Raw genomic sequence first — 18,710 nt, 5'->3', positions numbered from 1 at the left:
AGGGGAGAAGGGACCCCTCACGGCGGCTGACCCAGTCTTGGCAGCCGCCCCTCACCCCCCGATCGTGCGGTCCGAGGGCCAGAAGCGGCGGCGCAGTTCGCGCTTGTTGACCTTGCCCATGGCGTTGCGGCCGATGTCGTCGGCGAACTCGTAGGAGCGAGGGCATTTGAAGCCCGCCAGGCGCTCGCGGCAGAAGGCGTCGAGCGCCTCGGGGGAGGGGGGATCGGAGGGCTCCAGCGGGACGATGAGGGCTTTCACCTCCTCGCCCATCTCGGCGTTGGGGGCGCCGACCACGGCGACGTCGGCCACGCCGGGATGCTGGGCCAGCACCTGCTCGGCTTCGGCCGGATAGATGTTGACCCCGCCGCTGACGATCATGTCGGAGACGCGATCGGTGATGAAGACATAGCCCTCGTCATCGACGTAACCGACCTCACCAAGGGTGAAGACGCCCGGCTCCAGATGCGCCTCCCGGGTCTTCTCGGGGTCGTTGTGGTAGACGATCCCCCGCCCGGTGGTGTCCCGGAAGTAGAGCTGGCCGACCTGGCCGGGGCCCAGCCGGGCGCCGTCCTCGGCGACGACGATCAGTTCGAACGGCGCGACGGTCTGGCCCACGGAGCCCGGCTTGCGCAGCCACTCCTCGGAGGTGATCAGGTTGGTCGTTCCGGACTCGGTCGCGCCGTAGGCCTCGTTCAGGACGGGGCCGAACCAGGCGATCATCTGCCGCTTGACGTCGGTGGGGCAGGCGGCGCCGGTATGGCTGACCAGCTGCAGGCTGGAGAGGTCGTACCGCTCGCGCGTCGGCTGGGGCAGCGACAGCAGGCGCTGGAAATGGGTCGGCACCATCATGGTCGTCTGGACCTTGAAGGTCTCGATGGCGGCAAGGACCTGTTCGGGGTCGAACCGCGAGGCGATGACCAGCGACATGCCGGCCCCCAGCTGGCGGACCGCGCCGAGCGGGCCGGTGTGGTAGAGGGGGCTGACGACGAGGCCGACCGTGCGGTTCCCGGCCGCCTGGCGCACGGCGCGCAGTTCGGCGAACAGCGCCGCCACGGTGGCGGTCCTCGGGAGCATCGCAGGCGGGGTCTCGGTCCCCTTAGGGCGGCCGGTGGTGCCGGAGGTGTAGTGGAGATGAGGCCTGGGCGGCATGTCGGCGGGCGGTTCGGCGTCGGCGCCGGTCTGCAGCCAGTCCTCCCATTGGACGACGCCGGGCAGGTCGCCGCAACGCCAGCCGATGACCGTCTCGATGCCGCATCTGGCGGCCGCCTCGAGGCCGACCGCCGCCGTCTCTGGGCCGACGAACAACACCGTGCTCGCCGAGTCCTTCAGGATGTAGGCAACCTCGTCGGCGGTGAGGTGGAAGTTGACCGGAACGCTGGAGACGCCGGCGTGCAGGGCGGCCAGGTAGGCGAGGGCGCCTTCGACGCTGTTGGGCGCGAAAACCGCGACGCGCGAACCGGCCTGTCCGGGACCGGCAATCAGAGCGTTGGCCGCGCGATTCAGCCGGCTGTCGAGCTGGCGCCAGGTCAGGGTTTGGCGCTCGTCGGCGAGCGCCATGCGGTCCGGCGTAAGCCGGGCATTCTCCGCGGCGGCTAGAGACATCGGGTCATCCTGTTCAATGTCGGTCTGGCTGTCGGGAGCGGGCCTAGAGGCCGAGCGCCACGCGCGCCAGAATGTTGCGCTGGACTTCGCTGGAGCCGCCGAAGACCGTGCTGGCGCGTCCGTTGAGGTATTTGGCGACCGGCGTGGCGGCATACTCCGGCCCGACCGGCGGGGCGTTGGCGCCGGCGCCCAGGGCCATCCGCTGATCGGCCGTGGCGTAGACGCCCAGGGCTTCGACCCCCAGTTCGGCGATCTGCTGTCCTCGCTCGCTGGCCATCAGCTTTTTCATCGAGGCCGCGCTGTTGCCGACGCTTTCCCCGGTGGCCGCTCCGGAGCTGAGCCGGCGTTCGGTCCAGTCGGCCGCCATCAGCTGGATTTCGAGACTGGCGGCCGCGCGGCGAAAGTCGGGATCTTCGAACAGGGGCGCCCCATCGTCGCCGGTCTCCTGCCTGGCGATCTCCAGGACGCGCTCCATGGCGACGCCCATTGCCGCGCCCGAGGCGCCGCCGCCGCGTTCGAACTCCAGCAGGTATTTGGCGACCGACCAGCCTTCGTTCTCCTCGCCCATGCGGTTGGCGACGGGAATGCGGACATTGTCGAAGAACACCTGATTGACTTCATGCTCGCCGGATATCGACAGGATCGGCCGGACCGAGATGCCCGGCAGGTCCATCGGCGCCACCAGGAAGCTGATGCCGCGCTGCGGCTTACCCTCGGTGGAGGTGCGGACAAGCAGGAAGATCCAGTTGGCGTAGTGGGCGTGGGTGGTCCACATCTTCGAGCCGTTGACGACATAGTCGTCGCCGTCCCGGACGGCCCGGGTCTGCAGCGAGGCGAGGTCCGACCCCGACTGCGGCTCGGAGTATCCCTGGCACCAATAGTGCTCGCCCGACAGCATGCGGGGCAGGAAGAAGGCCTTCTGCTCGTCCGTGCCGTAGCGCATGATCACCGGCCCGCACAGGCTGAGACCCATGGCCGGAAGGTGGGGCGTGCCGGCGCGGGCGCACTCGACCTGGAAGATCTGCCGCTGGCGGCTGGTCCAGCCAGGCCCGCCGTATTCCCTTGGCCAGGCGGGCGCGATCCAACCCCGTTCGAAGAGGATGCGGTGCCAGCGGCGGGCCAGATCGCCCTCGGCGAACACCCCGGCCTGGCGCGCCGTCTGGGCGCGCAGATCGGCGTCGAACTTTTCCGACAGGAAGGCGCGGACTTCGGCGCGAAAGACCTCGTCCTCGTCCGGCGTGGCTTCAGGCATGTTGGTCATTCGGGCTTGATGCGCGGGCTGGAGGGCGGGATCAAAGAGCGCCCGCGACCGACATCGCCGATCCCTCGGCGATGTAGCGGTCGATCATCCTGTGCAGATGCCGGATGCGCATTTCGGAATAGCGCGCGAAATGCACGACGCCGGTTCCCGAGGCGCGGAGCCCCTCCTGCACATAGGGCAGATTGCCCATGTCCTGCTCGAAGATCACCGCCAGCGAGCCCAGTTCGGTGGCGTCGCTCCAGGGCTCGTCCAGGCCCAGTTCCCTGACCGGGGCCGGCTTGGGGCGCGGCCCGTCCTTCGGGCAGGGCTTGAGCAACATGACGTCCATGATGCAGCTGTCCGGATCCTGGCCATTGGGCCGCCAGCGGTAGGTGAGATTGGAGGTGTAGCCGGCCCAGAAGCTCATGTTCGGGAAGACATTGTAGAGCAGCGCGTCCAGCATCTCGGCGTCGGCCGCGTGGGCGTAGTCGTATCCCGTCTCCTGGCTCAGGGACTGGCGCGCCAGTTCGGCGACCGCAATGCGCGCCGTCGATCCCTCCGGCAGGGTCGGCCCGGCCCCCTCGCTCGTCGCCACCCGGCGACTGCCGCCGCCGGTCATGAAGGCGAAGATTTCCTGCTCGGTGAGGGGCGGGTTCAGGAAGGGACTGGAGACCCCGCCGGCCGAGAAGTGGCGCGAGACATGGTCGTTGGGCAGGTCGTACTGGCTGTTGGCGTCGCCCAGCGCCGGCAGGATCTGCGGATGGGTGGTGACGCTGTGGTGGCTCTCCATGAAGGCCTCGGCGGTCGCCTTCCAGTTGGCCCGCACCTTCTTCTGCACCCAGACCGCCCGATACCGGTTGGGGAAGTCGAAACGCTCGAAATCCCGCGCCATCGGCGCGATGACCTCGGCCAGCGGCCTGGCGTTGGGGTCGAAGTTGATGAAGACGAAGCCGCCCCAGGTGGCCACCCTGGCCTCCGGCAGCCGCATGTCGTTTTCCGACCACTGCGGGAAATCCCAGCTGATCGGGTTTTCCTTGAACGATCCGTCGCAGTTCCAGGTCATGCCGTGGAACGGGCAGCGGAACTCCAGCTTCGAGCCGTTCAGAGTGACCAGCTTGCGGGCCCGGTGAAGACAGGCGTTGTAGAGCGCCTTGATCTCGGTTTCGGAGGTCCGGACGACGATCAGGGATTTTCCGAGGATTTCGTAGATGTGGTAGTCGCCGACGGAGCGGATGTCCTCCTCGCGGCAGGCCATCTGCCAGACCCGGCTCCAGACATGCTGGGCTTCCTTCTGGAAGAAGGCTGGATCGAAATAGCGGTCGACGGCCACCGGATCGACGCCGATGTCGGGGACCCGGCCTTCCCGCAGATAGTCGGGAACGGGGCGGCTGTCCCGGTTCAGGATGTCCTCGTAGGTATCCCCGGGGTGCCGATCCGCACGACCAACACCAGCTGACCCGTCCATGCGTGTTCTCCCAAAAGCCCGGCCGGTCTGATCGCCGCCTTCGCCGCAGCGGCCCCTGAAATTCAGCCCTGCGAACACCGCGAGCTAACGCCCCGGCGTGGTCGCCTGTCAATTCAAATATGCTGCATGTGTTAATTTCAACAAGAGCGCTGAGGCGTCCCGCGAGAGCCGACGGGATAATTTGCTTCCGCCCCTTGATGGCGTATGCGATAGAACAGAAAATGCACGGTGAGATAGTTTTGGTTGTCCGGGGCCGTTTGATGACACCTGCCGTTCCGGCCAAAGCATGCCAGGTCAGGCGCCTCGCCAGGCCGTTTCGCGCTGACCCTTCGCCGCGCCGACCGAACGATGTCCATGTCTGAAGATCCGTCCCTCAAGACAACGACCTACAACAGTCCGTCGATCCAGGAGCGGCGGCGTCGCATCCTGCGGGAAACCCGGATCATGATCGCCGAGCGCGGCGTGCAGGCCTTCAACGTGCGGGATCTTTGCGCGCGCGCCGGGATCGCGCAGCGGACGCTGTACAACGCCTTTGGCGGCCGGGAAAACGTCATCGCCCTGGCCATCAACGAATACTATCTCAAGTTCGCGGGCACGATCGAGCCGAACCATCCGCACACGACCCTTCGGGGACGCATCGAGCGCATGGCCCTGATCCACCATCGGAACCTGCAGATCAAACCCTACACGACCGCGATCATGAGCGTGTATTGGTCCGGCACCGTCGCCCGGCCGATCCGCAACGTCATCCGGGACATGTCTCACGAGACGAACGCCGTCTTCGTCGACGAACTGGAGCGGCGGGGCGAACTTCAGCCGGGGATGTCGGCCGCCCGGCTGGTCGAGATGCTGACCATCCAGGGCTACGGCACGCTCACCGACTGGTGCCTGGAAGAGTTCAAGGACGAGCAGCTGGTCCCCATGATGATCGAGGGCCTGCTCATCATCCTGTCCGGCGCGACGGTCGGCGAAACCCGCCGCGAGACGCTCTACTGGCTGGACCAGGTGCGCGGCCGAGGGCCCGATTGGCTTGAAGTCCTCGCCTACGCCGCCTCGGGCGGCGTCACGCGGCCCAGTCATCCGGCGACTCGACGAGCGACCTGAAGCTCCGCAGCCAGTTTGCGCCGGTGGCTCCGTCGACGGCCCGGTGGTCGCAGGTGAGGGTGGCTTCGAGCACCGTCGCCACGTAGGGCGTGTCGCCCCTGAAGCGATACTGCTTCTCCGCCTGGCCGACGGACAGGATGCAGCCCTGGGGCGGGTTCAGCACCGACCCGAAGCTGGTGACGCCATACATGCCGAGGTTGGAGATGGAAAAGGTCCCACCCGAATACTCGGCGGGCAGCAGGCGTCTGGCCCGGCCGCGGGCCGCCAGGTCCTTCATCTCGCTGGCGATCTCCGTCAGGCTCTTGGTTTCGGCGGCGCGAAGGATCGGGGTGACGAGCCCGCCCTCGATGGCGACCGCGACCGAGATGTCGGCGTGGTGGTGGAAGACCAGGCCCTTCGGCGTGTAGCTGGCGTTGGCCTCCGGCGCGGCCATCAGGGCCAGGGCGGAGGCCTTGATGATCATGTCGTTCAGGGAAATGCGAACGCCGCCGCGGTCGTTGAGGCGCGCGCGGGCGGCCAGCAGCCCGTCCAGCTCGATCTTCATCAGCAGGGGGAAGTGCGGGACGTCGCGAAACGACTCCGTCATCCGCCGGGCGATCGTTCGCCGCACGCCGTCCAGGGGCCGGAAGTCGTAGGTTCCCGGCGCGATGCCCTGGATTTCCAGCTCCTGGACGAGATCTTCCGGAGGCGGGCGCCCGGGCCGGCGGGCCTCGCCCGTGAGCGGCGCGACGGGGACAGCATCGGACATGGGGTTCTCCGGCATGCGGGTGGCGCTGGCTTGACGTCGGACGACCTTCCGACCGCGCCGTCGTGTCGTAGCCGGGAGGCTGGTCAAATACAATAACATGTAGCAATATTGTGGAGTTCCTCCGCCAGGCGGCGGGACGGGTCGTCGCCCTCCATCGCGCGGCTCCAGCAAGAACAGAACAAGGCATCGGAGGGATTCACATGGGCCTGCTGACAGGGAAGACGGCCGTCGTCACCGGCGGGAGCAGCGGCATCGGCCTGGAGATCTCACGCGCCCTCGCCGAGGCCGGCGCCCAGGTGGTGATGTTCGGCCGCCGCCGGCAGGTGCTGGAAGAGGCCGCGGCGTCTATCGGACATGGCGCGGATTTCGTCGAAGGCGACGTCACGCGGGTGGCGGACATCGAACGGCTTTTCGACCATGTCCGGACGACATACGGGCGGTTGCAGATTCTGGTCGCCAACGCCGGATCGGCCGGCGGCGGCTCGCTGACGACCGGCACGGAGCGGGAGTTCGACGACCTGATGGGCCTGAACGTCAAGGGCGTCTTCTTCACCATGAAAGCTGCGCTTCCCCTGCTTGAAGCGCCGGCCTCGGTGGTGGTTGTCGGGTCGGTCGCCAGCGCCATCGCCCTGCCCGGCGGCTCGGTCTATTCGGCCAGCAAGGCGGCGGTCCGCTCCTTTGTCAGAACCTGGGGCGTCGAGCTCGCGCCGGCCGGTATCCGGGTCAACCTTCTGGCGCCGGGCATCACCGAGACGCCGTTGCTTGACCGGCTGCAGGCGAGGGAAGGGGGCCAGGAGGGCTTCGACCGGCTCATCGGCGAGCGGACCCCCATGCGGCGCCGGGGGAGGCCCGAGGAGGTGGCCGCCGCCGCCCTGTTCCTGTGCTCCCCCCAGTCGTCCTACACGACCGGGGGCGTGCTCTACGTCGATGGCGGCCTGGCCCAGATGTGACCGGTCTCAGGCCGGGGTTGGACGGTATGACCCGGTTTCGATGTCCTCCAGGACATCGACCCGGGTCGGCGCCCAGCCGAGCTCGCGGCGGGTGCGCGGGGACCGGGACCGGCTGCTGACGCCGAAGTATAGCGGCCCGGCGACCGGGCCCCAGATCTCCCGCGCCTCGTCGAGGGTCACGCTGCGCGGCTCTGCGCCGGTCGTCCGGGCGACGGCCGTGGCGATGCTGCGCCAGTTCGCCTCTCCCGCGACCGCATGATAGAGGGCCGACGAGGTCCCCTTCTCCAGGGCCAGCCGATAGACCTGGGCAAGGTCGTCGACATGGACGTGGCTGTAGAGATTGAGCCCCTGGCCGATGTAGCAGGCGGCGCCGGTCGTGCGAACGGACTGGAAGATGGCCGGGATCTGCTTGCTGGCCCCGTTTCCCCAGATCTGCGGCGGGCGCACGACCATGGCCCGGACCCCGTTCTGGCCGGCCTCCCGCACCCTGTTCTCGGTCTCGACCCGGGTGGCGATCCAGGCCGGCGGCGTGAAGGCGTCGTCCTCGGCATAGGTCTCCTCCCGCCATTCGCCGTTCGGCGTCTCGTGCGAGAGGACCGCCGTTCCGGTGGTCAGGATGAAGGTCTTGCCGCTGCCGGCCATGCGTTCGAGGACCGGCTGAAGGCTCGGCCATTCGCGGTCGAACGGGATGGCCGCGCAGAACACCACCGCGTCGGCGGCCATGGCGGCGTCGGCGAAGGATTCGTCACCCAGGTCGCCGGCGACGGGCGTCAGCTTGCGGGCCGCGAAGGCGGCGGCCTTCTCGCTGTCCCGGGCGAGGGCCAGGACATCATGGCCGGCGGCGGCCAGGCCACGGCCGACGGCGGCTCCAAGATAGCCGCCGGCGCCAACAATCAGCACACGCATGGAATTTCCTTTCGGGAGGAGCGCTGTCTAGGCGGTCAGGGGTTCGTTTCGGGCCACCGCGTAATCGCCGGCCTTGCTGTCGTCCTCGATCAGCTCTTCGATGATCTGGCGGGCGATCTCTTCCGGCTTCCACAGCCGGACGTTCTGCATCAGCGGCTGCAGCCAGTCGGGGCGTTTGCCGGCCCCGAGCTTTTCGAGAATGGGCGTCTCGGTGATGCCGGGCAGGATGGCGTTGACGCGGATGTTGTGCATCGCCTTCAGGTCCTTGCAGGACTGGCTGAACATCAGCACGGCGGCCTTGGAGGCGGCGTAGGGGGCGTCGGCCAGATACGGACTGAGGGCGCCGGTCGAGGCGGTGTTGATGATCACGCCGCCGCCGCTGCCCTTCATCAAGTCGATCGCCAGCATCGTTCCCATGATCACGCTGGTCAGATTGATGTCGATCAGCAGCTTCACCCGCGCGATCGCCGTCTCCGGGAAGGCCGGCGGTCCGGAGACGATGCCGGCGTTGTTGAACACGACGTCGAGCCCGTGCGCCCTGTGGGTATCGGCCAGGGCCTTGCGCAGGGCCTCGGTGTCGGTGACGTCGAACCGGAAGACCTCGGCCGAAGCGCCATGCCGGCGAACCAGACCGGCGGTTTCCTCGAGACCGGCCTCGTCCAGGTCGCACAGGGCGACGTGACGCAGGCCGCACTCGGCGAAGGCGATCGCCGTGGCGCGCCCGATGCCGGCGCCCGCGCCGGTGATCAGCGCCGACCTGTCCTTGAGTTGCATGAAACCTCCCGCTTTTGTTGTTCGTGGTCTGATGATTGGGCCATCTCAGGCGACGGGCGGTTGCGAAGCCGACCGCGCGCGCCATCGGGCCTGGGCGACCTGAAACAGGCCGCGATCCCCCTTCTCCCAGGTGACGGTCAGCGTGCAGGCATGGATCTTCCAGCCCTCAGGGCCGCGGACGAGGCGGTTGGTGTAGTAGCCGCCGATGGACTGCATCTGATGCTGCCCGTCCTCGAGCAGGTAGTGCAGCGCCATCATGTAGGAGACGCAGGTGGCTTCGTCGCCGTCCAGGGTGATGACGTGATTGCTGCTGACGTGCTGGGTGGCGTCGAACCCGGAGAGGCTGGCCGCCACGCCGGCGGTCCAGGTGTCGGCCGCCATCCGGGACGGGGCCGCCCCGTTCCAGCTCGAAAAATCCAGCGCCACCTCGTCGGCGAAGATCGATCGGAACAGCGACCAGTCCCGCCGGTCGATGCCCGTGGCGTAACGATGCACGACATCGCTGATCGCGGCGCGGGCCAGCAGATCTTCGACGGTCAGGGCCTGGGTCATCAAAAAATCCTCCTGCGACCGGGCGGGTCCGTCACCGGGCCCATTGTGCAAAAAGTAGAACGCATTGCAATGGTTGGAAAGGCGGGCGCGGCGGCCGACCGACCCGGATTCCCTCGGTCAGGTGGTCCGTCGCCCAAATGGGCGGGCGTTCGTCGTCGCCGAAGAAAATAACCTAAGTGGCAAATTTCAATTGCCTCGCCGCGCCGGACGTCTAGGCTCGCGGCCATAAAATGGGCGGCGCCGGCCCCGGCCGGCGGAACGCACCGGCGGAGGATTCCAATTGCTGACCCACGTCCACACGCCCTTCCGTATCGCCGGCGTTGAGATCCCCAATCGCGTGGTCAGGACCGCCCACGCCACCGCCCTGGGCGCCATGAACGAGGATCTGATCGCCTATCACCTGGCCCGGGCCCGGGGCGGCGTCGGTCTCACCTTCATCGAGATCCTGTCGGTCCATCCGACCAGTCCGGCGGCCTTGAACATCTTCGATCCGGGTCTGCCCGATCGCTATCGCCGGCTGGTCGAGGCGGTGCGTCCCACGGGGATGAAGCTCTTCCAGCAGCTCTGGCACGCCGGCCACAACGGCCTGCCTCTGGACGGCTCGCCGCCATGGTCCGCCTCCGACATCCCCGGGCCGACGATCGGGGCGCCGCCGATTCCGATGACCAGGGCGATGATCGACGAGATCGTCGGCGCCTATGCCCACACCGCCGCCCAGTGCCGGGAATGGGGCCTGGACGGGGTCGAGGTGCACTGCGCCCACGGCTATCTGCCCAGCCAGTTCCTGTCGGCCAACAACAACGACCGTGAGGATGAGTATGGCGGCGTGTTCGAGAACCGGGCGCGGTTCATGCTTGAGGTGCTTCGCGCCGTTCGCGCGGCGGTTCCCAGGGATTTTCCCGTCGGCGTGCGTGTCGCCCCCGATCTCATCGAAGGCGGCGTCGGCCCGGCCGACAGCCTGCGGGCCGTGCAGCTGCTGGAGGCCGAGGGCCTGATCGATTTCGTCGATATCTCGGCGGGCAACTACCAGAGCTTCCCGAAGATGATCGGCGGCATGCATGAGCCCTCGGGCTATGAGATGCCGACCAGCCTGCCGATCGCCGAGGGGGTGACGTCTCCGCGCATTGTCACCGGCCGGTTCCGCACGCTCGAAGAGGCCGACCTGGTCATCCGGGCCGGGGAAGCCGACCTCGTCGGCCTGACCCGCGCCCACATCGCCGACCCCGATCTGGTCAGGAAGACCCTGGCGGGCCACCCCGAACAGGTTCGTCCCTGTATCGCCTGCAACCAGGGCTGCGTCGGCAACCTGCTGGGGCCGCGCCGGCGGCTGGGCTGTGTGGTCAATCCGGCCGTGGGTCATGAAACCCGGATGGGGGACGATCTGCTGGCGCCCGCCGCCGCCGCCAGGACGGTCTATGTCGTCGGCGGCGGCCCGGCGGGTCTGGAGGCGGCCCGGGTGGCCGCTCTGCGGGGACACCGGGTGATCCTGGCGGAAGCCGAACCGAGCCTGGGGGGAGCCCTCAAACTCGCCGCCCGGGCGCCGACCCGCCACGGCATGATCGACTTCGTGAGCTGGCTGGAGGCCGAGGTCTACCGGCTCGGCGTCGATGTGCGCCTCAGCAGCTATCTGGACGCCGAGGACATTCTGCAGGCGGCGCCCGACGCGGTGATCATCGCCACCGGCGCCGCGCCGAGGATGGACGGCGTCCAGCTGTCGAACCCTGGCGAGCCGATCACCGGGATGGACCGGCCGAACGTCATGTCCAGCAACGACCTGTTCGCCCAGCCCGGCCGTGACTGGGGGCGCACCGCCGTCGTCATCGATGACCTGGGGCACTACGAGGGCGTGGCCTGCGCCGAGCATCTGATCAGGCAGGGGCTGGCAGTGACCTATGTCTCGCGCCATCCAGCGTTCGCCCCGCTGGTGGAAACCGCCCTGATGACCGAGCCGGCCCTGCAGCGGCTGAGCCGTGGGTGCTTCACCCTGCGCCTCCGCTCACGCGCCTTCGCTATTAGGGACGGCGGCGTGGTCATCGGCCCGACATACCTGCCGGCCGGGAGTAACCTGGCCGAGACCGCGCCGGCCGACGTCGTCGTCTTTGTGTCGGCCAACCGGCCCAATCGCGAACTCTACGACGCCCTGGCCGGTCGCGTCGGCGACCTGCGCATTGTCGGCGACGCCAACGCGCCCCGGTTCCTGGAGACGGCCGTCCGCGAGGCGCGTGTCGCCGGCGCCGCTATCGCATGAGGCCTTTCGATGACGCTTGAACAGCTCGCCGCCCATATCGAAATCCAACAGGTGCTCTATCGCTACTGCCGGGGCGTCGACCGGGGCGACGCGGCCATGATCGCCAGCGTCTATCACCCGGGCGCCATCGATCACCACGGCGCCTGGACCGGCCAGGGGCGGGACTTCGGCGCCTACCTGGTTCCGGCCATGGACCAGGTTCCGCTGGTCGGCCAGCACCACATCACCAACGCCCTGATCGAGGTGGAGGGCGAGACGGCGCGGGTGGAGAGCTATTTCGTCGCCTTCCACCCGGAAAACGGCCCCGATGGCGGGCCGCGCCATGTCCTGGTCGGCGGTCGCTATCTCGACCAGTTCGCGCGGCGGGACGGCGCCTGGAAGATCGTCGAGCGTCGGGTGGTGCTGGACATCACCCGTCCGCTGGACAGCGCCCCGCCCTGGGCCGGGGCCGCCTATTTCCCAGCCGGCGCCCGCCGTGAGGCCGATCCGTCGTCAGCCCTGTTCGGTCAGGGCGCGACCTAGGCCGGGCGCCGACCATGCAATCCGGTGGCTATCCTCAAACTGCACCTCTGACGCCGACTACTGGGCCAGGAAGCCGCCGTCGATCACCAGGCTGGCGCCGGTCATGTAGCGGGAATCGTCACAGGCCAGAAACACGGCGGCGCCGACCACATCCTCGACCGAGGCCAGCCGTCCCAGGGCTGTCTGGTCGCGCCAGTAGCGCATCAGCGGAACCTCGTCGGCGATCAGCTGGTCGCTGATCGCCGTCGCCACCACGCCGGGCGCCAGGGTGTTCACGCGGACGCCGTCGCGTCCGTAGTCGATCGCCGCCGACTTGGTCAGGCCCTCGACGGCGTGCTTGGCCGCCACATAGTGGGCGGCCGAATACTGGGTCGCGCCGGCCATCGCCACCTGGCCCAGCACCGACCCCATGTTGACGATGACGCCCCCGGTCCCCTGGGCCAGGAACTGGCGGATCTCGTGCTTCATGCACAGCCAGACGCCGCGCAGATTGATCCGGAACAGGGCGTCGAACTCGTCGTCTTCGATGTCGGCGGTCTTGGCGCCGCCGCTGCCGATGCCGGCGTTGTTCACCGCCACATCCAGCCGACCGAATCGCTCGACCGTCTGGGCCACCAGGGCGCGAATCTGCTCGGCCTCGGCCACGTCGCAGGGGAAGAAGGCCGCTTCGCCGCCCGCCTGCCGTATGGTCTCGACCACGGCCTCGCCCTCGGCGGCGCGCCGACCGCAGATCACCACCCGCGCGCCCTCCGCGGCGTAGCCACGGGCGATCGCCTCGCCGAGACCGCTCGTCGCGCCGGTGACCAGGGCGACCTTTCCGTTCAATTTTCCAGCCGTCATTTCTCTCCCCTTTGGTTGTGCTGGCCGCCTTGGCCGGGGCGCCTTGACACCCGGCTCGCCAGTACGAAACTATAACACGTTATTATTTTGTCATGGCAACAGCCAGGCGCGACAGGGGTGGAAATGAACCAGGCGGCAAATCCGGCTCACCCGGACGACCTAACCGTGGGCTGGCTGACGGGGCGGCTTCGCGCGGCTGGCGCCATCGGCGGTGAGGTCGTGACGAGCTTCAGCACGACGCCCATCGGCGAAGGGGTCGGAATCCTGGGCGTGCTGGCGCGGGTTCAGCTCGTCTATGATCCGCCGGCCCCGAACGCGCCGCGATCCCTCATCGCCAAGTTCGCGACCCCGCACGTGGGCAACCGGGCCGTGGCGATGCACTTTCGGCTCTATGAGCGGGAAGTTCGCTTCTACCAACATGTGGCGCCGGGGCTGGGGCCGGTCAGCCCGCGGTGTTTCGCAGCGGCGGTCGACCCCGACAGCGGCGACAGCGTCCTGTTGCTTGAAGACCTCGGCGACTACCGGACGGGCGACCAGATCGATGGCTGCAGCCCCGAGGAGGCGCGGGCGATCATCGACGTCGTCGCGCCGATGCATGCGCGCTACTGGGGGAAGAGCGGCGATCCGGCCATGGCCTGGGCGCCCAGGATCGACGGCGATATCCAGATCGAAGGGATAACGGCCGGCTGCGTCGCGGGCTGGGAGCCCTGCGTGGCCCAGTTCGGCCATGTGATGGCCCCGGAGATCCTGGCGCAGCGAGACCGCTTCCTGGCGGCCGTTCCGGCCCTGCATCGGATGATGGCGCGGCCCGTCCAGACGCTGATCCATGGCGACATCCGGCTGGACAACCTGATGTTTGGCCAGCAGGCCGGCCAGCGGCCCGTCGTCGCCCTGGACTGGGTGGTCACCTTCTCGGCCGCGATCCACGACCTGGCCTACCTGCTCAGCCAGAACATGAGCGCCGAGGACAGGCGGGGCCACCAGACCCGCCTGGTCGAATACTACCACGCCAGCCTGATGGACCTGGGCGTCACCGGGTATTCGATCGAGCAGTGCTGGGACGACTACCGGACCGCGGTGCTCTACGTGTTCGGCTACGCGGTGCTGATCGCCGGAACGCTGGATTCGGCCAACGAGCGGGGCCGGCGTCTCATGGAAAAGCTCGTCGGGCGCGCGTCGGCCGCCGTGATGGACCTCGGCCTCCTTCCACTCCTGCCGGAATAGTTCGGGCGGGCGCGAGGCGACGGACGGCGATCAGCGACCAACGGGACAGGAACCCCAAATGACCAATGGCTTTCAGGGCGGCGCGGTGCTGATCACCGGCGGCGCCACCGGGCTGGGCGCGGCCGTCGCGGACCTCGTCTCCGCCCAGGGCGGCAGGGTCGCGATCCTGGACGTCAATGCGCAGGCCGGAAGGGCGGTGGCCGAGCGCGCCGGGGGAGGCTTCTGGTCCTGCGACGTCTCCGCCCCCGATCAATGGGAAGCCGTGGTGGCGTCCGTCGAGAAGGAGATGGGGCCGATCCGCTATGCCCATCTCAACGCCGGCGTCATGACCCAGGGCCCCGACTGGGTCATGGGACCGGCCCGGGTGGAGGAGATCAGCGCGGCGCGATACAGGACCGTGCTGTCGATCAACCTCGATGGCGTCTTCTTCGGCCTCAAGACGCTGCTGCCGCGCATGCTGGCCCACGGCGGCGGGGGCGTCACCGTCACCAGCTCCGCCGCGGGCCTGACGCCCATCCCCTTTGATCCGGTCTACGCGGCCAGCAAGCATGCGGTGATCGGCCTCGTCCGCAGCCTGGCCCTGGCCTATGCCGACACGGCGGTCAGGATCAACGCCCTGTGTCCCGGCGGCTTCGACAGCCCCCTGCTGCCCAGCCAGGTTCAACGAGGCGACGTCCAGTCCTGTCAGGAAGTGGGAGGCGAGGCCGTGGATCTGCTCCTGAGCGGGGTCAGCGGCGAGACCCGCCTGAAGCTCCTGCGCGGGGTTCCCGGGGCGGCCCTTCCGCCGCCCGACCTCCTGCTCGGCGCGCGCGGACCGGGAAAGGCGCCATGAGCCCGGTCACCGCTTCCGAGCGCCGACTGCCGCTGGCCATGGTCATCGCCTTCGCGGCGACGAGCCTGCCGCTTACCGCCGTGAATACGGCCATCGCCATCTACCTGCCGCGGCACTTCGCCAGCCATATCGGCATCAGCCTGAGCGCCGTCGGGGCCGCGTTCGCCATCGTCCGACTGATCGATATCGGTGTCGACCTCGGCCTTGGCCTGGCCATGGACCGGACCCACACGCGCTGGGGCCGGTACCGCGTCTGGCTGGCGGCGGGCGCGCCGGTGCTGATGCTCGCCATCTACATGCTGTTCGTGTCGCCGTCGGCGACCGGCATGGCCGGGCTGATCGTCTGGCTGCTGGTGCTCTACCTGGGCACCTCGATCCTTCTGCTGTCCCATTCCGCCTGGGCCGCGACCCTCGCGCCCAGCTACAATGAGCGGTCGCGGGTGTTCGGGATCATCGCCGCCCTGGGGGTCATCGGCTCCCTGCTGGTGTTCCTGATCCCGGTGATGCTCGGGCAGTTTGGCGTCGCGGACTCGGCGGCGGTGCCGGCCATGGGCTGGTTCCTGCTGCTGGCGATTCCGATCGCGGTCGCCGCCGTGCTGGCCGCCACGCCTGAACATGTCAGGCCCAACCCGGGCGGCGCCGGTTTTCGTCTCGCCGACTATTGGGCCCTGATCGCGCGGCCCACCATGCGGCGCGTCCTGCTGGCCGACTTCTGCCTGGCGCTCGGACCGGGGTGGCTCGCCGCGACGGTGCTGTTCCTTCTCACCGACGCTCGGGGATTTACCCTGACGCAGGCGAACATCCTGCTGGCGATCTCGATCAGCGCCGGCTTCCTCGGCGCCCCGCTGATCGGCCGCCTGGCGATGCGGGTTTCCAAGCACCGCGCCCTGATGGTGGTCGCAGTCGGCTATTCGGCGACCCTGTGCCTGATGCTGCTCCTGCCGAAGGGCTCTCTGGCGTTCGCCGTGCCGAACATGTTCGCCATGGGCTTCTGCACCGCCGGCTTTTCGGTTCTGCTGCGCGCGATGACGGCCGATGTTTCGGACGAGCTGCGGCTGGAGCAGGGCCAGGAGCGCGCCGGACTTCTCTATGCGGTCATGACCTTGACCGCCAAGGTCGCCGGCGCCCTGTCGATTTTCCTGACCTTCTCCGTGCTGGAACAGGTGGGCTACAACGCCGCCGCCAGTCTGAAGAATTCCGATGACGCCATTCACGGCCTGGAGATCGCCTCCATCGCCGGCCCGATGCTGTTCGTGCTGCTCGGGGCCGCCTGCCTGGTCGGCTATAGGCTGGGGCCGGATCGCCATGCGGAGATTCGCCGCCAGCTGAACATCCGCGACTCGGAAGCCGGCCAACGGTCCTGACTGCGGCCCGACGGCGCTACGCGAAGTGGGAATAAAAGTATCACAAGAAGCAATTTTTAGCCATTTCAAGACATTGACACGTGTGGTAATTTTAGGTCTGCTCCCCTTGAGCTCCGGCCAGCCCGGACTCGCCATTTTCTCCGCCACGCGAGGGTGCGTGAGGGCCGGGGTTGGCGAGGCATCGCAGAGGAACGCGCTATGGAAGACCCGAAAACCTGTCCTGTCGAAGGGGTCATGGAGCTGGACCTCAACTCCGAAGCGTTCGGGCGGCGCTACAAGGACATCTACGGCCAGCTGCACGGGAGCGGCTGTCCCTACGCCCATTCAAGCGACGGCGACTTCTATGCCCTGGCCGCCCACAAGGACATCGTCGAGGCCTGCGTCAAACCGGCGTTGTGGAGCAGCAAGTACGGCCCGGGGCTTCAGTACCAGCCGCCGGAAACGCCCGGCGTCCTCGTCACGGTGGATCCTCCGGAGCACACCTTCGAGGCCAAGCTCGTGGGGAAGGCGTTCACCAAGGCCTACTTCGAGTCCTTCATCCCCGGCATCCGTGAGTTCCTGAACGCGCGCATCGACGCGCTGTTCAGCCAGGGCCGCTGCGACATCCACAAGGAGTTCTCCGAGCCGCTCCCCCTCTGGGTCATCTTCAAGATGTTCGGCAAGCCGATCGACGCCGAGGGCATCCAGGACTTCCGCGACGGCTTTGTGGCGGGCGTGGGACAGATGCTGAAGCGTCAGGCGCCCGCGGTGCGCACGAACGAGGCGGCTCATTTCCTCGCCGACCACCTCGAGGACACCAAACGGCGGCTGGCCTCCGGCGAGGCGCGGCCCGACGACAACCTGCTCACCAAGTTCATCTCCACCGAGCTCGACGGCCGGCGACTGACTGACGAGAAGATCCTGGGCTTCTGCAGCTTCCTGCTGACGGCGGGCAGCGGCACCACCACGATCATGCTGTCGAACCTGCTCCACCGGCTGCTGCAGTCGCCCGAGCAGTTCGAGAAGCTCAAGGCCAACCGCGACCTCATCCCCGTGGCCATCGAGGAGTGCGTGCGGGTCGACGCGCCCGTCCACGGCCTCTTCCGGACCAACAACGAGGCGATCGAGATCGGGCCGCTCAAGCTCCAGCCGGACACCAAGGTGATGATGATGTGGGCCGCCGGCAGCCTGGACCCCACCGTCTTTCCCGATCCGCAGAAATTCGATCTGGATCGCGATATGTCGGAAATCCGCAAGCACGTCTCGTTCGGCTACGGCATCCACATCTGCCGCGGGGCGCCGCTGTCCCGCATCGAGGGCCAGCTGTTCCTCGAAGTGCTGCTGGACCGCCTGCCCAATCTGCGGCTGGACGGCGAGCCGATGCCTGAGACGCGCATTCCGGTCCTGCAGGGCCTCCGGACGCTGCCGGTGGCCTGGGACGCCTGAACAAAGCCAGGCTTGTTTGGGTAGAGCGCGCCAAGTTGACGGCGCGCGCCATTCTGGCGCCGTCGGACAGGGCAGGGCAATCCCGCGCCTGCCGGTCGGTCACCGCCTCAAGGTGCTCAAGGAAGGCTACCTCGAAGAGCGCGTTAAGGATGTCGGAAGCAAGAGTCATCTCCCTTGAGCAGAGGTCGGCCGTCGCCTTCTGGCCAAGCCAGATCCGCATACGATGCTAGTTGTTGTGAGGTGCGATGGCCGCTTCCCGGTGCGCACCCAAGTTCCGCAATTGGCGTAATGCCGACCTTCGGAGGAGGGCCGCACGGACGCTACCTGCCGGCCGCGAGGCCTAGCGGCTATCGAACCGTCGATCGCTGGGATTGTTGCCGGGGTGCTCCCGCCCGGCATCGAAAATGCTAAATAATCTGAATATAGAACAAACGGCGCTGGCGGAGAGAGCGGGATTCGAACCCGCGGTAGAGTTTCCCCTACACACGCTTTCCAAGCGTGCGCCTTAAACCACTCGGCCACCTCTCCACGCATGCCGACGGCCTGCGGTTGCGCCGCTGGGGCTTGTCGCCCCCGGCGCGGGAAGGCGCGCAATATACTCAGGCGCGACCCCGGGGCAAGGGCAGTGTTCAAGGCCGGTGTTCGGCGAGCCGGGCGGGGTTGAAAAGCGAGGCCGCGGCCTCTCGCTCCAGGGTCGCGGCGAGGTCCTCGGGGCGCCAGGCGGCCAGCTTCGCGGTGGCCTCCGGCGCACCGGCGCGCACCGCCTCCGCGGCCGCCGCGAGGGCGGCGTCGGCGCGGCGCAGGGCGGCTCGGCTGGCCTCCAGGCCGGGGTAGCGCTCGTCGATGCGGCCGAGGCTGGCGCGGGCGGCGGCGATCATCGTCAGGGCGGTGGGGGCGTCGCCGGCGGCCAGCGC

The 18,710-nt window shown here is 68.1% G+C and carries 17 protein-coding genes and 1 tRNA gene; 8 read left to right on the top strand and 10 right to left on the bottom strand.

Annotation, left to right across the window (positions count from 1 at the left end; translation table 11 throughout):
- Positions 1-51 precede the first annotated feature (51 nt).
- Genes AC1RSK_RS10375 through AC1RSK_RS10365 form a run of 3 tightly spaced genes read right to left on the bottom strand, consistent with a single transcriptional unit; the run spans position 52 to position 4,307 of the window.
- Complete coding sequence (locus AC1RSK_RS10375) at positions 52-1,602, bottom strand: AMP-binding protein (protein WP_492907439.1); 1,551 nt, start codon at positions 1,600-1,602, stop codon at positions 52-54.
- Between the two features lie 43 nt (positions 1,603-1,645).
- A complete protein-coding gene (locus AC1RSK_RS10370; RefSeq protein ID WP_492907650.1) occupies positions 1,646-2,854 on the bottom strand; it encodes an acyl-CoA dehydrogenase family protein in 1,209 nt (402 codons plus the stop codon).
- A gap of 40 nt (positions 2,855-2,894) precedes the next feature.
- Positions 2,895-4,307 carry an aromatic ring-hydroxylating oxygenase subunit alpha gene (locus tag AC1RSK_RS10365; RefSeq protein ID WP_492907438.1) on the bottom strand — a complete coding sequence of 471 codons (1,413 nt, stop codon included), beginning with the start codon at positions 4,305-4,307 and terminating at the stop codon, positions 2,895-2,897.
- 354 nt (positions 4,308-4,661) lie between these two features.
- On the opposite strand from AC1RSK_RS10365, the gene AC1RSK_RS10360 reads away from it, so the two are divergent.
- Positions 4,662-5,411, top strand: a complete 750-nt coding sequence (locus AC1RSK_RS10360; protein WP_492907437.1) for a TetR/AcrR family transcriptional regulator — start codon at positions 4,662-4,664, stop codon at positions 5,409-5,411.
- Here the strand turns inward: AC1RSK_RS10360 and AC1RSK_RS10355 are convergent.
- A complete protein-coding gene (locus AC1RSK_RS10355) occupies positions 5,371-6,159 on the bottom strand; it encodes a dihydrolipoamide acetyltransferase family protein (RefSeq protein ID WP_492907436.1) in 789 nt (262 codons plus the stop codon). The two genes, AC1RSK_RS10360 and AC1RSK_RS10355, sit on opposite strands and share 41 nt — an antisense overlap.
- A gap of 200 nt (positions 6,160-6,359) precedes the next feature.
- Between AC1RSK_RS10355 and AC1RSK_RS10350 the strand changes: the two genes are divergently transcribed.
- Positions 6,360-7,109, top strand: a complete 750-nt coding sequence (locus AC1RSK_RS10350) for an SDR family NAD(P)-dependent oxidoreductase (RefSeq protein ID WP_492907435.1) — start codon at positions 6,360-6,362, stop codon at positions 7,107-7,109.
- 6 nt (positions 7,110-7,115) lie between these two features.
- On the opposite strand, the gene AC1RSK_RS10345 is transcribed toward AC1RSK_RS10350, so the two are convergent.
- The 3 genes from AC1RSK_RS10345 to AC1RSK_RS10335 are packed head-to-tail and all read right to left on the bottom strand — an operon-like array spanning position 7,116 to position 9,341.
- Complete coding sequence (locus AC1RSK_RS10345; RefSeq protein ID WP_492907434.1) at positions 7,116-8,015, bottom strand: NAD-dependent epimerase/dehydratase family protein; 900 nt, start codon at positions 8,013-8,015, stop codon at positions 7,116-7,118.
- 27 nt (positions 8,016-8,042) lie between these two features.
- Positions 8,043-8,789 carry an SDR family NAD(P)-dependent oxidoreductase gene (locus AC1RSK_RS10340; protein ID WP_492907433.1) on the bottom strand — a complete coding sequence of 249 codons (747 nt, stop codon included), beginning with the start codon at positions 8,787-8,789 and terminating at the stop codon, positions 8,043-8,045.
- 45 nt (positions 8,790-8,834) lie between these two features.
- Positions 8,835-9,341 carry a nuclear transport factor 2 family protein gene (locus AC1RSK_RS10335; RefSeq protein WP_492907432.1) on the bottom strand — a complete coding sequence of 169 codons (507 nt, stop codon included), beginning with the start codon at positions 9,339-9,341 and terminating at the stop codon, positions 8,835-8,837.
- 280 nt (positions 9,342-9,621) lie between these two features.
- On the opposite strand from AC1RSK_RS10335, the gene AC1RSK_RS10330 reads away from it, so the two are divergent.
- A complete protein-coding gene (locus AC1RSK_RS10330) occupies positions 9,622-11,589 on the top strand; it encodes an oxidoreductase (protein WP_492907431.1) in 1,968 nt (655 codons plus the stop codon).
- A gap of 9 nt (positions 11,590-11,598) precedes the next feature.
- On the top strand, positions 11,599-12,111 hold the full coding sequence (locus AC1RSK_RS10325; protein ID WP_492907430.1) for a nuclear transport factor 2 family protein: 513 nt from the start codon (positions 11,599-11,601) through the stop codon (positions 12,109-12,111).
- A gap of 57 nt (positions 12,112-12,168) precedes the next feature.
- Here AC1RSK_RS10325 and AC1RSK_RS10320 read toward each other — a convergent pair whose 3' ends face one another.
- A complete protein-coding gene (locus AC1RSK_RS10320) occupies positions 12,169-12,951 on the bottom strand; it encodes an SDR family NAD(P)-dependent oxidoreductase (RefSeq protein WP_492907429.1) in 783 nt (260 codons plus the stop codon).
- A 123-nt stretch (positions 12,952-13,074) separates the two neighbouring features.
- Between AC1RSK_RS10320 and AC1RSK_RS10315 the strand changes: the two genes are divergently transcribed.
- From AC1RSK_RS10315 to AC1RSK_RS10300, 4 genes are all read left to right on the top strand, one after another.
- Positions 13,075-14,175 carry an oxidoreductase family protein gene (locus tag AC1RSK_RS10315; RefSeq protein WP_492907427.1) on the top strand — a complete coding sequence of 367 codons (1,101 nt, stop codon included), beginning with the start codon at positions 13,075-13,077 and terminating at the stop codon, positions 14,173-14,175.
- 58 nt (positions 14,176-14,233) lie between these two features.
- Positions 14,234-15,007: an SDR family NAD(P)-dependent oxidoreductase gene (locus AC1RSK_RS10310; protein ID WP_492907426.1), complete on the top strand. Its 774-nt coding sequence runs from the start codon at positions 14,234-14,236 to the stop codon at positions 15,005-15,007.
- The gene (locus AC1RSK_RS10305; protein ID WP_492907425.1) at positions 15,004-16,371 is read left to right on the top strand and encodes an MFS transporter; all 1,368 of its coding nucleotides are present in this window, start codon (positions 15,004-15,006) and stop codon (positions 16,369-16,371) included. The genes AC1RSK_RS10310 and AC1RSK_RS10305 overlap by 4 nt, the downstream gene beginning before the upstream one ends.
- Before the next feature lie 198 nt (positions 16,372-16,569).
- Entirely contained in the window at positions 16,570-17,796 is a 1,227-nt protein-coding gene (locus AC1RSK_RS10300) for a cytochrome P450 (RefSeq protein ID WP_492907424.1), read from the top strand.
- Between the two features lie 438 nt (positions 17,797-18,234).
- Here the strand turns inward: AC1RSK_RS10300 and AC1RSK_RS10295 are convergent.
- Positions 18,235-18,324: transfer RNA gene (locus tag AC1RSK_RS10295), tRNA-Ser, on the bottom strand.
- Between the two features lie 101 nt (positions 18,325-18,425).
- A partial coding sequence (locus AC1RSK_RS10290; RefSeq protein WP_492907423.1) for a hypothetical protein occupies positions 18,426-18,710 on the bottom strand: 285 nt, incomplete at its 5' end.

The sequence above is a fragment of the Caulobacter sp. GW821-FHT11A05 genome (assembly GCF_058809015.1).
This window is presented reverse-complemented; position numbering and strand designations above follow the sequence as displayed.

Excerpts from the sequence above, each read along its gene's own strand:
- AC1RSK_RS10375 (WP_492907439.1), bottom strand. The coding sequence starts at position 1,602 with ATGTCTCTAGCCGCCGCGGAGAATGCCCGGCTTACGCCGGACCGCATG.
- AC1RSK_RS10370 (WP_492907650.1), bottom strand. The coding sequence starts at position 2,854 with ATGCCTGAAGCCACGCCGGACGAGGACGAGGTCTTTCGCGCCGAAGTC.
- AC1RSK_RS10365 (WP_492907438.1), bottom strand. The coding sequence starts at position 4,307 with ATGGACGGGTCAGCTGGTGTTGGTCGTGCGGATCGGCACCCCGGGGAT.
- AC1RSK_RS10360 (WP_492907437.1), top strand. The coding sequence starts at position 4,662 with ATGTCTGAAGATCCGTCCCTCAAGACAACGACCTACAACAGTCCGTCG.
- AC1RSK_RS10355 (WP_492907436.1), bottom strand. The coding sequence starts at position 6,159 with ATGTCCGATGCTGTCCCCGTCGCGCCGCTCACGGGCGAGGCCCGCCGG.
- AC1RSK_RS10350 (WP_492907435.1), top strand. The coding sequence starts at position 6,360 with ATGGGCCTGCTGACAGGGAAGACGGCCGTCGTCACCGGCGGGAGCAGC.
- AC1RSK_RS10345 (WP_492907434.1), bottom strand. The coding sequence starts at position 8,015 with ATGCGTGTGCTGATTGTTGGCGCCGGCGGCTATCTTGGAGCCGCCGTC.
- AC1RSK_RS10340 (WP_492907433.1), bottom strand. The coding sequence starts at position 8,789 with ATGCAACTCAAGGACAGGTCGGCGCTGATCACCGGCGCGGGCGCCGGC.
- AC1RSK_RS10335 (WP_492907432.1), bottom strand. The coding sequence starts at position 9,341 with ATGACCCAGGCCCTGACCGTCGAAGATCTGCTGGCCCGCGCCGCGATC.
- AC1RSK_RS10325 (WP_492907430.1), top strand. The coding sequence starts at position 11,599 with ATGACGCTTGAACAGCTCGCCGCCCATATCGAAATCCAACAGGTGCTC.
- AC1RSK_RS10320 (WP_492907429.1), bottom strand. The coding sequence starts at position 12,951 with ATGACGGCTGGAAAATTGAACGGAAAGGTCGCCCTGGTCACCGGCGCG.
- AC1RSK_RS10315 (WP_492907427.1), top strand. The coding sequence starts at position 13,075 with ATGAACCAGGCGGCAAATCCGGCTCACCCGGACGACCTAACCGTGGGC.
- AC1RSK_RS10310 (WP_492907426.1), top strand. The coding sequence starts at position 14,234 with ATGACCAATGGCTTTCAGGGCGGCGCGGTGCTGATCACCGGCGGCGCC.
- AC1RSK_RS10305 (WP_492907425.1), top strand. The coding sequence starts at position 15,004 with ATGAGCCCGGTCACCGCTTCCGAGCGCCGACTGCCGCTGGCCATGGTC.
- AC1RSK_RS10300 (WP_492907424.1), top strand. The coding sequence starts at position 16,570 with ATGGAAGACCCGAAAACCTGTCCTGTCGAAGGGGTCATGGAGCTGGAC.